Source organism: Bremerella cremea, from assembly GCF_039541315.1.
GTDB lineage: Bacteria > Planctomycetota > Planctomycetia > Pirellulales > Pirellulaceae > Bremerella > Bremerella cremea.
Genome location: NZ_BAABFZ010000004.1, coordinates 158,350 through 172,792, shown reverse-complemented (window position 1 = coordinate 172,792; position 14,443 = coordinate 158,350). Strand labels below are relative to the sequence as shown.

The 14,443-nt window shown below is 57.6% G+C and carries 8 protein-coding genes; 4 read left to right on the top strand and 4 right to left on the bottom strand.

All coding sequences use genetic code 11. The features are described 5' to 3' along the window. Positions 1 to 390: 390 nt before the first annotated feature. Positions 391 to 3,165: a TolC family protein gene (locus ABD890_RS15410; protein WP_345091383.1), complete on the bottom strand. Its 2,775-nt coding sequence runs from the start codon at positions 3,163 to 3,165 to the stop codon at positions 391 to 393. 14 nt (positions 3,166 to 3,179) lie between these two features. After that, positions 3,180 to 3,689, bottom strand: a complete 510-nt coding sequence (locus tag ABD890_RS15405) for a MarR family winged helix-turn-helix transcriptional regulator (protein WP_345091380.1) — start codon at positions 3,687 to 3,689, stop codon at positions 3,180 to 3,182. 466 nt (positions 3,690 to 4,155) lie between these two features. On the opposite strand from ABD890_RS15405, the gene ABD890_RS15400 reads away from it, so the two are divergent. The 3 genes from ABD890_RS15400 to ABD890_RS15390 all read left to right on the top strand — a co-directional run bounded on the left by ABD890_RS15400 (position 4,156) and on the right by ABD890_RS15390 (position 7,738). Next, entirely contained in the window at positions 4,156 to 5,655 is a 1,500-nt protein-coding gene (locus ABD890_RS15400) for a hypothetical protein (protein WP_345091377.1), read from the top strand. A 242-nt stretch (positions 5,656 to 5,897) separates the two neighbouring features. After that, the gene (locus ABD890_RS15395; RefSeq protein WP_345091374.1) at positions 5,898 to 6,752 is read left to right on the top strand and encodes a rhomboid family intramembrane serine protease; all 855 of its coding nucleotides are present in this window, start codon (positions 5,898 to 5,900) and stop codon (positions 6,750 to 6,752) included. 44 nt (positions 6,753 to 6,796) lie between these two features. After that, positions 6,797 to 7,738, top strand: a complete 942-nt coding sequence (locus ABD890_RS15390; RefSeq protein ID WP_345091371.1) for a formylglycine-generating enzyme family protein — start codon at positions 6,797 to 6,799, stop codon at positions 7,736 to 7,738. On the opposite strand, the gene ABD890_RS15385 is transcribed toward ABD890_RS15390, so the two are convergent. Together ABD890_RS15385 and ABD890_RS15380 are read right to left on the bottom strand one after the other, a co-directional pair. Then, positions 7,735 to 8,514 (bottom strand): aldo/keto reductase, encoded by a 780-nt coding sequence (locus tag ABD890_RS15385; RefSeq protein WP_345091369.1) that lies wholly within the window; start codon positions 8,512 to 8,514, stop codon positions 7,735 to 7,737. The genes ABD890_RS15390 and ABD890_RS15385 overlap by 4 nt on opposite strands. Next, a complete protein-coding gene (locus ABD890_RS15380; RefSeq protein ID WP_345091366.1) occupies positions 8,514 to 9,737 on the bottom strand; it encodes an FAD-dependent oxidoreductase in 1,224 nt (407 codons plus the stop codon). The genes ABD890_RS15385 and ABD890_RS15380 overlap by 1 nt, the downstream gene beginning before the upstream one ends. 356 nt (positions 9,738 to 10,093) lie before the next feature. Between ABD890_RS15380 and ABD890_RS15375 the strand changes: the two genes are divergently transcribed. Further along, the gene (locus ABD890_RS15375) at positions 10,094 to 14,317 is read left to right on the top strand and encodes a c-type cytochrome (protein WP_345091363.1); all 4,224 of its coding nucleotides are present in this window, start codon (positions 10,094 to 10,096) and stop codon (positions 14,315 to 14,317) included. The last annotated feature ends 126 nt before the right edge of the window (positions 14,318 to 14,443 follow it).

Here is a 14,443-nt window from a genome sequence, read left to right as displayed (position 1 = left end):
CATGCACAGCAATAGAAAGGATGGGAGTATGCCCGAGAGCACTGGTTCATTCTAACAGCCCAGGCGTTCACAATCACGCGAAAACCATCACAATTCCACGTTGGTTTATGCATCTAACCCTTTGGTTAGCAGCAAGTTACCTAGGATTTGGGGGCTGGTAGCCGATACCCTGCAAAGTTCATCGACTCCCGAAGTACTTCATGCTCGATGAAACCCCGAAAATGGCCGAAGGATTCCCTTATACCGGAAAACATTGTTAGAACGGCATTCGGGCAGTCAACTAAATCGTGGTTCTAAAAAGAGTTACGACCACGACTTTTCCTTTTGGCAGTTTGCGGCAAGCAGCTTGGATAGACAATGTAGGCCACTTGCCTTTGATCCATTGCCGGCTCATTTGGGTGGCTCGAGTTCCGGCGGCATGATGGGACGTGCCTGCGTTGGCTCAAGCTCGACCGCTGGCGGAGGGAGTTCGCCCGGCGCGGTGATCTCCGATTCGCTTGGATCGATGTCGGTCGGTGCCTCAATCGGCTCTGGAATCGGATGCAGGTCGATCAGTTCTGGGATCTCGCCACCAATCTGCATGTTGGCCAACTGATCTTCCCAGTAGGTGCCATCGATCGGGCCTGGATCGATCCAGATACCACGGTCGTCAAGCTGAACCGTTCCCATGTCGATATCAAGCCCGCGGCGGAGAATTTCGTAGTTCACGCCGACTGACAGGAAGTCGTTCTGAGCCGAGAGCAAGCTATCCAACGCATTCAACAAGTCTCGAGCCGTGCTGGAATCGAACTGCTGATTGGTTTGGTTCGGCTTGGCAGGCTCTTGCAAGCGAAGCTGGGTCCGTTCGACCTGCGAAATGGCGACCTGAACGGCGGCTCGTCGCAGCTCGAAGTTGATGCGATTCAAGTCGAGTGTACGAATCACATCGCGAAGCCCCTGGCTGATCTGGTCGCGATACTGATAATACGCACGACGCGTTCGCTGGTATTCGATCTGGGCTTCCCGATAGTTGTTTCGCTCGACCAGTCGCGTCAGCGGAGCGTCCCATTCCAGGCCTGCCCGCAATCGACCGTTGTCACTATTAAACTTCACACCGTTATCACCGACGTTGCCAAGCTCGCCCGTGAAGACGATGTCGAGATCGCTCAACAGGTCGTTAGCGACGACTTGGATGTTTCGCCACGAGTCGACATAGGCGGCCTGAGCGTTCATCCAGTCGAGTCGATAAACACGAGCCACATCGAGTGCAGTATCCGACGAGATATCGACTGGCACCAACGAAACGGTTTCAGCACGTGCCCGGGCTTGGACCAGCGACAGTCCGAGCACATCGGCAATCAACGTTTGAATTTCATCCGGCACCGGATCGAAGACCGCAGCCTTGGCTTGTCCGTAAAGCTGACCTGGCGGTAACGTCGGACCATCCTGGATGACCTTACTGACGTTGTTGTTGATCTGATCGAGGATCTGTTCGTGCTGAGCGAAGCGAGTCTTCAGATCGGCCAACACGGTACGTAACTGCGGAGGCAGCTCTTGCAACCGACGCGTGCTGAGCACTCCTTCCGAGACCGCTTCGTCCGGCACCTTCTCGCTGTAGCCGGCCAGTTTCTCTTGAATCTCTCTCAGGTCGGCAACGCGATTGGGGAGGTTGTCTTCCAGTCGCTGCACGTCTTGTTCGACCAGCGGAAAGAAGTCTTCGTGAACCAACTGCAGAATCACCTTCAACTGCTGCGTTAACGTTTGAACTGCCTTAAGTCGTGTTTCGACGTCTTCGTTCCAGACCAGGTTTGGTTCAATCGGTTGCGTAGGATCAATACCTTCCGGATCGGGCAAGACTTCCAGCAGCGAGTTGCCCACGGTCAACTGAATATCGTTCAGCTTGTTGGTCACCGGCGTGAATGCTGGGTCGATCAGATTGAACTGGTCAAAGAAGTTGTCACGCTCCATCGCCACGTTCAACTCTGGCGGCAAACCCATGTCGATCTTGAACTGATCGAGCGAGTTGGCCAACTGCGTCTTGTTCGAGAGCAGCGAGCTTTGTGTCTGGAAGAGGGACTGACGGGTAAGTTCCACCTGGAACGAGTCGATACGCCCAGCTTCAAAAAATGCTTCCAATTGCGAAAGACTGCTACGCAGCGAAGCGATGTTGCTTTCCTGGTTGCGGATCGTTTGCTGACGCTGCAGCAGTCCGTAGTAACCACCCACGCCAAACGAACCGTTCGGTCCGGTGCCCGGCAAGCCACCGCCAGGCCGAGGTCCCGGCGTGAGGCCGCGGCCAGCCACGATATCGAGATAGAACGACTGATTGAATCGCTCCATATCACGAACCGAGGCCAGCAGGTTACGCTCTTGCTGCGTGAGATTTTCGAGGACCACCTTGCGACCGCCGCCTCGCAGCAGAGGTTGCACCAGCGAGAAGTCGATCACGCTGTTCACCGAGTCGCGATTCGGTCCCGAGAACTCCCACATCAAGCTGTTGGCAAAGCCAACGACAAGCTGGCCACCAGTGGCGAACAGCTTTTCCATTTGAATGTTGCGCGTATTCGCTTCCAGGACACTGGAGGAAGAACCACCCCCGCGGATCGGTCCATCAGCGGTGAAGAATGTTTCGTAACCCCCGAAGAACTGGGCATCAAACTGAAAGCGTTGGAAGCTCACATCGAGAGCCGAAAGGTACAGGTCTTCCAGTTCGCGCTGATACGTAGGCGAGTTAAGCCGAGCCAGCTCGACCGCCTTGTCGACGTTCAGCAGCAGTTCGCCCTCGTCGTTCAACGGCATATGGGCTAACCAATCAGGGTTCGCCACGTCGGTCGTGACGCCATCCCGTTCCCAGCCCCAATAGGCCTGCTTGTGGTCGACCACGTGCATGTATTGGTTCGCGGCCGGATCATCCAGCGGCATAGGTGGGCAATCGGGATTGAACGGATCGTACATACGCGACGCTGGATTCGGATCGATGGTGATCCGGTTCAGATGCCAGCGCGGGTCGTAGTTCTTCTCTTGAACCAGCCCGTAGGCGTCGTCATCGGCTTGAACGCGATAGAACGCCGGCGAATGGCAGCCCACCAGAAAGAGCCCGCTCATCAGCAACGCGAGCGAGAACCAACAACTGGCGGCGGCTGGTTGTCGAGTTTTAGTTCGTTGGAAAGTTGTTCGGAAACGCATGCTGACCCATGTCCCTATGCGGCTTGGGATGTGGCTGGGTGAACCGACATCGTGGTCGGTCGTGATTTCAACGAAGACCCGAGCAGCGCGACAAGTTGCCGGAATCCGTCCAGCAACGTTCGCGGATCGACGGGAAGTTGGTCGAATTGCCAGGCTTCGTGAAATTTGGGAAGGATCTCGCCCAAGCGGCGATTGCCATCTGGCGTTAGCGTCCAGAACTGACGCCTCCGATCGTTGGCATCGCGACTCGATTCGATCCAGCCATCTTGCCTTAGCTGTTCGACGAGGTTGCTAAGCTGAGCAGGAGAAAGGCCCACCGTCCTGGCCAAGGCAGCCTGGGGCAAAGGCTTCTCCAAGTTCTGCTGGCACAGAACCAGAACGAAGAAGGCGTTCTCGGACAAAGAAAACGGCGAAACCACTTCCGCGATCGCGGCTCGCATCGTCTTCTCGCACGAAGCCATTTCAATGGCCATGCGAATCAATTCCACCACAAGCTGTGGCGAGGTTCGCTCCGAGTCTGCCATGGGATTCCTTCCCTGAGTTCAGCGGTCGTACCCTCCCCGAACAGGGCATAAGCCTTGTTCAGCTCGGGCATGTGAAATCGTTCGGCAGCGAATCATTCCGGGGGAGAACGTTCCGCTTTCGATATCATTTCGGCCCGGAAACCGTTCGGACTTGAACGAATTTGCCGGTTATTCCGTCCGACCTATTCTCAAACTGCAACCTAAGATTCACTGCAGTAAGGCTTTACGACACTTGTCGTTTGAAAGAGCTTATTGACTCCCCAAAATACCCAATTTATGATCTCAGGGTGATTTCTCTGGAATGCCATGGCATTTTCCGTGAAAAGCCTTGGGCCTGAAGTACAATACACCGATGGATTTGCGCAGAGTGCCCAGTACCTACTGGTTCTCTCCCCCGTAAACCCAGGTCCATGCACAACCTTTTCTGTCACTGTCACGACCGCCAAATCTCAGCACCAAAGACCACATGACCGTCTTCTACATTGTCATTGCCGTGCTCGTACTTTTGTTCGGGATCTTCTCGTATCTGAACGCGGCGAACTGGAATGTCCTGCATGTGTTGAGCTTGTTCTTGACGTTCGGCGCTGCCTTCGCCTACTTGGTGATCGCTTCGGCCGTGCTGAAGACCGAGACGTCGTGGAAGAAGCTGGCAGAGCAACGCGAAAAAGAACTCGCCCAGGCCACCATGCAGGTTGAAATGCTGCAATATGGCCGCGCCATTAATCCGATGTCAGGCCACGTAGAAACGGCCGCCAAGCCAGTCGATAGCATCGTCGGCGCCGAAGCGGAGCTGAAACGTGCCATGTACGATCGTGGTCGCGTGTGGCGCAACGTTTCCCGTGGCGCCATCAATGGCAAGCAGATCAACTTGATCCTGCCACCAATCCAAACCAATGCTGCGGCTCCAGCGGCTGGCGGTGCTGCAGCAGCTCCGGCGGCTGCCCCTGGTCAGCGGTCACTCGCTCCGGATGACATCGTCTATGCCTTCGGCCAGATGGATTACCCCAACGATCCTTCGATCGCTGTGCCGGCGTTCTTCATCGGGGAATTCGTCGTTCGCACCATTCAAGACAACAACGTCACGGTCGAACCTACCACTAAGCTCGACGGCGGTCAGCAAAGCGTGCTGAACATCCAAACCCCTTGGATGCTGTACGACAAGATGCCGGTCGACGAACACAAGCTGTTCGCCGATATGGGCAACGATGAAGTCGCCGCCCTGATCATTGGCGCTGCCTCTCGCACCGGTGGCCTGACCGATACCATGGTCAACCAGTTGGTGACCGACATCCAGCGTACCGGGCAAGATGCCCAGGCTGACGATCCTCAACTGGCCGTGCTGAGCATGGTCACATTCCAGCAAGACCATGAAGTGCCGGTCGACGCCCAGGTGGCGACCTCGGGCATCACCCAGGAATTCGAGCCGGCGACCGGTTTGGCCGCAGCCGAGTACCTGAAGCAGGGCGCTCCGACCAAGTTCAGCAAGGGAGACCAGGTCGTGCTGCTCACCTCGCGTGAACCGGGTAAATCGCTGGTCGATCAGGGGATCGTGACGGTCGACAAGCAGGTCTATGTTCGTCCGCTCAGCGACTTCGTGATTCAGTTCCACGCCTTCAAGACACGGGTCGAAGACCTCCGCGACATGAAGTACACCCTGGAACAAGACATCAAGATGCTGACCGATTCGGAAACGATCGCCAAGGATGTCGTCTCCTATCGCACCCAGGAAAAGCAGAAGCTGCAGGACGATAAGCAGAAGGTTGTTTACGAGCAGGAACAGATCGCTGTCTACAAAGACAAGTTGCTGAAGTATCTGACTGAAACCCTGCAATTGAACAGCCAGCTTTACCGCACCAATCAGGCCCTGGTCGAAGAACTTCAGCGAGCCAGCGACGCGATTTTGCGTAAACTGGGTCAGGAAGAACTCGACAAGGCTGACCCAGATTCGCTGACGCTCGCCCTCTAAATCGCGAGCATCCCACCGTATTCTTCCTGGCTGCCCTGGATTACGGGCAGTCGCATGGCACCGATTTACCACCTATTTCGGTGTCTTAAGCTATCATCTAGTAACACGTTGCAGCTTGCCGCCGATTCTGAGGAATCGAGGCTACACTGCACTTTTCTGTACGGCGCACCTAAGATAGTTTGAGTGGAAGCGTGTTGGAACACGCTCCGCAGTCGCCTCGGTCTTTGTGTTACGGATAGGAAATGGGCCTTTACGATCGGGAATACTATCGCGAGCCGGACGATTCAATGTCCTTCTCGGCGAGCAATCAATCAGCCACCATGTTGTTGGTCTACATCAACGTGGGGATCTTCCTGTTTGATTGGCTGCTGCAGCTCGACCTGGCCCAATGGTTTGGCGTGCATACCCAAACGTTGTATCAGCCACAGTATTGGTACCAATACCTGACCTATGGCTTCCTGCATGCCATCCGCGGTCCGAGTGCCGGCTGGCATATCTTCTCGAACATGTTCCTGCTGTGGATGTTCGGTCGGTTTGTCGAAGATCGCTACGGCAAGGCCGAGTTCCTGAAGATCTACCTCATCAGTGTTGTGCTGTGCGGTATCGCTTGGAATGTCGTGACGGTCGGACTGGGCTTGAATGCGGTCATGACTGGGGCCTCAGGTGCCGTCTCGACGATCTTCATCCTGTTCGTCTGCCTCTATCCGAAGATGACCGTTTACCTCGGCTTTCTCATTCCGGTCCCCGCCTGGGCGATCGGCGTGCTGATGCTGGTGACTAATATCTTTGGTCGTCAGGAAGATGTCGCTTACTCAGCTCACCTGGCAGGGATTGGCTTCGGTCTGATTTACTTCTTCAGCGGAATTCGCTTCGGACAATTCATCCCCAGCAAGCTGGCTCTGCCCAAATGGCCGCGGCGGTCGCCACGCCTTCGGATCCATACCGAAGACGACGACTACGATCCCTATAATGACTCGGACGAAGAAGCGGAACGCATCCTGGAAAAAGTGAACCAGTCCGGGATGGAGTCGCTCTCGGAAGCCGAACGCCGCAAGCTGGAAGCTTACAGCCGCCGTATGCGGCAAAAGCTTAAGTAACGCACCGCATTGCCTGTCACCCAAGTGCAAGGATGAACTTCGGGATGAAACAATCGAAGACAACGCTCGGCCTCGGCATCATCTGCCTGATCGCTGGCGGTGCTATCTACTTCTCGATGGGGCAAGCGCTCGCGCCGACACCGCCTCCCTTGGCGATCGACGGCCCGGAAACGACCGCTCAGCCACTATCGGTGCTGCATCCCATTCCAGGCGGGCGATACCTGGTTGGCAAGGACTCGGGGCCTCGCCACGCCCAGCCTGCCCAGCAGATTCACCTCGATCCATTCTCGATCGAACGCACCGAAGTCACCAACGCGATGTTTGGCCAGTTCGTTGAGCAAACCGGCTATCAGACCGACGCCGAACGGCGAGGCGAGTCGCTTTGCTTCGACAAGCAGACCCATCAGTTCATGAAGAAGCAGGGAGCCCATTGGCGTCAGCCAGCCGGCCCAGGCTCGTCGATTCTCGGCAAAGATGATCACCCGGTCGTTCATGTCAGCTGGTACGACGCCAACGCCTATGCCAAGTGGGCCGGCAAAAGCCTGCCGACCGAGTTCCAGTGGGAAGCGGCAGCACGAGGCAAGCAGTTGGAACAAGACTATCCCTGGCCAACGACCACACCACGGCCGCTCGAGTCGCATGCGAACCTGTGGCAAGGCGCTTTCCCGCTACGTGATCAAGCCGCCGATGGCTACGCCGAACCAGCCCCGGTCGCAACTTTTCCGAGCAACGCTCACGGGCTGTACGACATGGCCGGCAACGTCGCCGAATGGACCAGCAGTTGGTACGCGGAAGACAGCCTCGTCCGGATCGAGCCACGCAATCCTTTCGGACCGCGAACCGGGGAATTGAAAGTCGTGCGAGGCGGGAGCTGGCTGAGTTCCGATCAGACCGGAACCAGCGAGGCGATGGTGTGGTATCGCAGCAAACTATCGCCAGAGATGAGCAACAACTTCACCGGCTTCCGCTGTATCGAGCAGAACTAAGAGCCTTGCAGCGCCGATGTCGCCAGACGCAAGTTCTCGGCCATGTGCTGCAGGTTGAGACCTCCAACCACCAGGCTGCTCACGCCTGATTGGCTTAGCACAAACGGAATTGCTCCTAGGGGTGGCAGATGCCCGGAAGCGAGTCCCTTCTTCACGAAGACACCCAGCCCTTGCTTCCCCGCCTTGGCGATCACATCGGCATGCGAAAGATCGTCTGGGTTGAACTCGACCATCAACAAGTCGGCCCACGCCAAGGCCATCTCGGCACCTGCGGCCGTTTTGCCCGACAAGCCAATCGCACGGATGTCGCCTGCATCTTTGAGCGACTGAAGCGTCTCAACGACCGGCGATTCCTTCAGAATCCGCACATCATCGTGCGGTGTATGAATCAAAACAATGTCGAGCACATCTCGCCGCAGCCGCCGAAGACTAGTGGCAACGCTACGTCGGATCGAATCAGCGCCGAACTCGTATCGCGACTCGCCATCCTCGAACAGCTCGCCGACTTTCGTCGATACCAACACCGGCACATCACGACCAGCCAACCAGTTGCCGATCCGTTCTTCGCTGATGCCATAGGCAGGCGCGGTATCGAAGTGCTGGATTCCCAAGTCGATCAAACCATCCAGCAGATCGGCGACTTCCGCATCGGAAGGGAGATCGTACGGCTGCGGATACTTGATCTTCGCATTGCGTCCAATTTTGAACGCACCGAAACCAATCGGTCCGACCGTAAAGCCTGTCTGCCCAAGAGGCCGGGTCTGTGTATCCAACATTACGCGGCTGCTACCTGAGATGCATTGAGCGGAGTCCAGAACTGCTCGCGATCCCACGGCGTCTTGGCGACGCTTGGCTTCGCCCAACCGGTCATGGCAGGGTCAAACGATGCCGGGCGCATCGGTGCCTGTTTGATCGTTTGCGTGAGACTGGCAACTAACTGCGGCACCAGAACTAACTTGGTAGGCCACGCGGTCAGGACGTTGCCGTCCGTTTCAACTTTGAACGATTCCGGGCGACCGCCGGTCATGGTCGTCCCTTCGGCGCGATCGACGCGATAGGTCGACCACCAGGCACGATCGAGCGAGATCCCAGGCAATGTAGCCAGCAACTCCTGCTGAGCCTTGGCGATCAGTTCGGCACGCTCCATGCCAACGCCTTCTTCCGCCAGTTGCCCGCCGACCTGCCAGACCACTTCTCCTTCGGCAGTACGTGCCGAGGTGATCGAGACCCGTGTCGCGGCACCATCGACGCAGTGACCGTAAAACTCCGGCAGTCCGCCGCGCACCATCACCATGTGTAGTGGTCGTGTCTGCTGCTTGCGAGGATCGAGGCCCGCCGCAACACGTAGGGCCGCATTCCCTTTGCCCGCCGCGAAGACATACCAGTCCGCTTCCACGCGTACCTGGCGACCGTCGGCCGATGTCAGGATCGCGGCTTGAACCTTGCCGGAAGCATCTCGCACGATCTCGGTGCCGGACTTGGTATCGACCTGAAACGTGGCTTGCTGATTCGTTTCCGCCAGATTCTGCAAAAACGAACCGCACGAAATGACTTGTTCCGCCACGTTGAAAATTGCCCCTGGGCAACCTTTGAGCAGGGCAGGGGCGTTGTGCGGACTGACAGCCTTCGGTGTGACCTGAAGCCCCAGCCGGGCCCCCCACATGCCGAGCTTCGATGATGCCGAATTCGTGCCCCACAGATAGAACGATTGCGAACGGATGCTGGTCTGCGAAAGGTCCGGCTGGGCGTTGCCTTCCAGGCTCTTCCGCCAGATCGCGGGCATTTCGCGTGCTTCACGAGCCGAGGCGGTCAGCAGACCTTGCAGCGAGTACTTCAGTCCGCTGTGCAGAATCCCTTGGGCGGCAATCGTTTGGCCGGTTCCCAAGGCGTGCGATTCGACGAGCAGGGCCGAACGACGTTCGCGCCGCAGTTGATCGAGTAGCCACAGTCCGGAGGCTCCGCCCCCGATGATCAGTGCGTTGACTTGTATGGTTTCCATCTAACCTCTCCCCCCTCTGAACATGCCGAATCCGTGGCGGGCAGTAGTTTAGGAAGTTTGGCCTGATGCAAGCAAGATCAAAGCGGCTCCCCGATTCGCCATGACCTACCCCGATTTGGATAGCATGCACGACTGTTAGGGTTACCTTATACTGGATTCGGTTTTCCGCCCAGCGAATGTCCAGCCGCCGAGGCGGGAACTTGATTGCCTTCGACTTGATTCCACGTTATATCTAACGTATTAACGTGCCTTTTCGCCGGCATGCCTCCTCAGTCGATCGGTTATCTGCGGGGCCTGGCGTCCCTGACGGAACCAGCAAACCTCCCACCACTGCCTACCTCATCAGGACTTTGTGCATGCGCCCTATCACCTCGGCCCTGACCATCGCCCTTGCCTGGTTTTTCGCTTCCGCCAGCGTCGTGCTAGCTCAATTTGAAGAAGACTTCGCTTCTGGGCTGATCACCACGATCCAGGCGACCGACGGCACACGCTGCGTTCGCATCGATCCGACCGTGTCGTTCGATTGGGGCAAAGCATCGCCCGATCTTCGGATCAGCGAAGGGAAGTTCAGTGCAAGGTGGGACGGCCTGCTGCTCAGCCGCACCTCTGGCGATTACACCATCTACGCCTATGTGTGTGGCAAAGTCCGCGTTCAGCTTGAAGACCAGGTCGTGCTGGAAGCCAACACGACCACGCCGCAGTGGGTGACCGGGAAGCCGGTGTCGATGAAGTTTGACTGGCATCCGTTTCAGGTCGACTTCGCCAGAACTCAGCCCGATGCCGAGCTCAAGCTGTTCTGGTCAGGACCTGACTTCCCTCTTGAACCGATCCCTGCCGAGTACTTCTATCACGACATCGACAAAACTATCGAACAGCCTTTTGAACGAGGCCGCGAACTGATTGCCGGCTATCGCTGTACCGCGTGTCACGATGTTCAGCAACAGCAACTAGCCGCCAAGGCTCCCTCGCTGGCCCAGTTGGATGGCAACCTATCCGAGCCATGGCTTCGTGAATGGCTCGCCAGCAAGCCGTCCGAAGAGAATTCGGACACGCTTCGCCGCATGCCTCACTTCGAGCTATCGAACGACGACGTCGATGCGGTGGTCGAGTATCTTCTGTCGGAATCGAAGCCGCGCGAAAAGAAAAGCGAGCTGCCCACGAAAGGCTCGGCACCCAGTGGAAAGAACCTGGTGCTGACCCTCGGCTGCACGGCCTGCCATACGATTGGCGAGCTCGGCACGGCCAGCGTGATGGGTGGCCCAGACCTGACCAACATCGCCGCGAAACGCCCCAAAGGCTTCTTTCAGACCTGGCTGGCCGATCCCGCCAAGCTGAACCCTGACCATAGGATGCCGGTTTACGATTTGAATGACAAACAGCGTGACGACATCTCTTCGTACCTGGCTACGCTAACCGAAGACAAAACCCTGGCCCAAACGCCTGTCCGCAAATTCAATCCGCTGCTGATCGAGCAAGGCCGCAAGCTGATCGCGGACAATCGCTGCCAGTCGTGTCATACGCTGCCTGGCGATGCCGCCAAGCAAGTTCGTCCTTCGCTGCCGAAGCTTGGCCCTGGCAACCTCTGGCAAGATGCCTGTATGGCAGCGCCCGTCGCCGCCAAGGGACAGCCTGGCTACGACCTGCCCGAATCGGACCGTGAAGCGATCAAGACGTACATTCGCGAAGTTGCCCGCGCGAAGCAGTCGCCGCAAGCGAGTGCCGATGCCGCTTGGATCTTGAAAGAAAACAACTGCCTGGCCTGCCATCCTCGTGGCACCGGGAAAGGCCTTTCGGAAACAGCCAAAGAAGTCGTCGATGCCCACTCAGGCCTTAGTTCATTGCTTCCAGCGATGGTACCTCCGTCGCTCAACAGTGTTGGCGATAAGCTGCACGACCAAGCCTTGCTGGCCGCCATTCGCCGTAGCGGAGGCAATCACCGGCCATGGCTACGCGTGCAGATGCCGAAGTTCGATCTGACGGCCGAAGAACAACAGGCCCTCGTCAATCACTTCGTCGCTCAGGATCGCATTCCAGAGAAAGCGCCGGCGATTCCCACCATTCGTGAAGTCGAAGGGCTGGCGGCAACCGTCGCTGGATCGCGGCTGGTCACGACCGATGGCTTCGGCTGCACCAGTTGCCATCAGGTCGGGCAGATGATCCCTCCGAAGGCGCCGCTGAATGCGAAAGGACCTGACCTGTCGATGCTGGGGGATCGCATCCGCGAGCCCTGGTTCTATCGCTGGGTCCACGATCCTGCCCGCATCGTTCCGCGGATGGAAATGCCCAGCGTGAAACTGCCGGTCCAAGGCGTGCTCGACAACCAGGTCGATACCCAGTTAGCCGCCGTGTGGCATGTGCTCAATACGCCAGACTTTACGCCGCCGAAGCCTGACCCGCTTCGCATCGTGCGACAAACAGGCGAGAAGTCAGCCACTGATCGAGCGATCGTGTTGACCGATGTTATCAAGCTGGCCGACAAGAAGGTGCTGATCAAGCCGCTGCTGGTTGGTCTGCCGAATCGGAACAACGTGCTGTACGACCTCGAGTCGGCTTCGCTTTACCAATGGTGGGTCGGCGATGTTGCTCGGCAACGGAGCGAAGGAAAGACCTGGCACTGGGAAATCGGCGGTCGCGGGCTGTTCGATCCCAATTCGCCAGCTCCTGAAATTGTCCTTCGCGATGGCGACGACAATCCAATCTCGCCGCGCCGCGATGGTCAGTTCTTCACGCGATTCGGAGAGATCGACTACAACGGCGACGCGCTGACCTGGACGCAGACACTGCACTTCGGCAAGTCAGATCCCATCGATCTGGAAGTCCGTCAAACGCTGACGCCACTTTGGACGCAGGAAGGTTCGCCGAGAAATGGCTTCACGCGATCGATCACGGTCACCAATCTTCCGGAAGGCTATTCGATCGGCCTCCGACTTCCTCGCGAAACGCTTGCCGGTCCGGTCCAACTGGCAGGCCAGGTCGACGACCAGATCCAGTTCAGCTCGGGCGATATGCTGATCGCGCTCGATCACGCTGAAACGCTTTCGCCCGATGCCGATCAGCTTGTCTGGCTGGCCGCCAACGAGAAGAATCTGACGGCGACCTATTTGCTGCGTCTGCCGGGCGAAACGATCGCCGCGGCGGTCCCGGTGCCTCCACAAATGTCGAAGGCAGTTGATCTCGACATCATCCCTGGCTGGTCGGCGACCCGTTTACCGATCACCACCGAGATGATGCCGATCGCCATGGACTGGCAACCCGACGGCAGCCTGATGGCCGCTTCGCTGAAGGGTCGCGTCTGGAAACTGACCGACACCGATGGCGACGGCCTGGAAGATACCTACCAGCAGTTCGGCGACGAATACGCGGCCCCTTACGGTCTGAAGGCTCACGGCAAGTATGTCGACATTGTCAACAAGTACGCGCTGCTGCGGCTGTGGGATGAAGATGGCGACGGCATCGTCGAGAAGGTGACCAACCTTTCCAACGGCTGGGGCCACACCGACGACTATCACGACTGGGTCGTGGGGTTGCCACAAGATGCCGAAGGCAATTACTACGCAGCGATTCCTTGCCAGCAAGATGGTCGCTCGAAAGAGGCTGCCAAACTGCGTGGCACGGTCGTGAAACTGACCCCCACTTCCAACGATCCTCACAAGCAAACATATCGCATCGAAGAACTGACTGCCGGGCACCGCTTCCCCATGGGGATCGCCCGGAATCATCAGGGGGAACTGTTTGTCACCGACAATCAAGGCAACTGGAACCCATTCAACGAGTTGAACCATGTCGTCCCTGGTCTGCGGTACGGCTTCATCAATGCCGTTGATCGGAAGCCGGGGTTTGCTCCACCTGAGACGCCTCCGTCGATCGCGATCCCACATCCATGGACCCGAAGCGTGAATGGGATTTGCTTTCTCGAAACGCCTACCGATGTTCGCAAGAAACTAGGCTACGATTTGTTTGGTCCCTGGGAAGGCGACCTCGTTGGCTGCGAATACGACACCCGCCGGCTCGTCCGCATGAGCCTCGAAAAGGTAGGCGACACGATCCAAGGTGCTGCGTATCCATTGACGGTCGATCCTCCTCAAGATGTCGAGAAAGGCCTGTTGGGACCCATCAGTTGCGCGGTGGCACCAGACGGAGACCTTTATGTTGGCAACCTCCGCGATGCCGGCTGGGGCGGGGGAAATAATGTCGGGACGTTCACACGCCTTCGTCCGAACTCGGTGCACTTGCCATTGGGAATCGACGAAGTCCGTGCGACACCGACCGGCTTTAAGATTCGCTTTACCGATCAAATCGATTCCGGGTATGGCAACCTGGCGTCGAACTATAGCATTGCCTCTTACACCCGCACGTCGACGCCGGCATATGGTGGCGACGATCAACAGCGGCGTTTGGAATCGGTCACTTCGGTCGTCGTTTCGGATGACCGCCTGGAAGCGACCGTCACGCTCGAAGCTCCGATCCGCGAGGGATTCGTCTACGAGTTGTTCCTGGATGATGAGATTGCCGGCCCCGGCAAGACCCTTTGGCCGAAGGAAGCCCACTACACCATGCGTAAGGCGATCCGCGATTTTTAGATCTTTCGCGACCCCTCGCTGAACATCATGGCGTGGGCATAATCGATCGGCGCAAAGAAACACCCTGCGAAGTTGGGCCATTTGGCTGCACTTCGCAGGGTGTTTTTGTATCGCCTTTATGAAAGC

Coding starts and splice junctions, on each gene's coding strand:
- ABD890_RS15410 (WP_345091383.1), bottom strand. CDS start 3,165: ATGCGTTTCCGAACAACTTTCCAACGAACTAAAACTCGACAACCAGCC.
- ABD890_RS15405 (WP_345091380.1), bottom strand. CDS start 3,689: ATGGCAGACTCGGAGCGAACCTCGCCACAGCTTGTGGTGGAATTGATT.
- ABD890_RS15400 (WP_345091377.1), top strand. CDS start 4,156: ATGACCGTCTTCTACATTGTCATTGCCGTGCTCGTACTTTTGTTCGGG.
- ABD890_RS15395 (WP_345091374.1), top strand. CDS start 5,898: ATGGGCCTTTACGATCGGGAATACTATCGCGAGCCGGACGATTCAATG.
- ABD890_RS15390 (WP_345091371.1), top strand. CDS start 6,797: ATGAAACAATCGAAGACAACGCTCGGCCTCGGCATCATCTGCCTGATC.
- ABD890_RS15385 (WP_345091369.1), bottom strand. CDS start 8,514: ATGTTGGATACACAGACCCGGCCTCTTGGGCAGACAGGCTTTACGGTC.
- ABD890_RS15380 (WP_345091366.1), bottom strand. CDS start 9,737: ATGGAAACCATACAAGTCAACGCACTGATCATCGGGGGCGGAGCCTCC.
- ABD890_RS15375 (WP_345091363.1), top strand. CDS start 10,094: ATGCGCCCTATCACCTCGGCCCTGACCATCGCCCTTGCCTGGTTTTTC.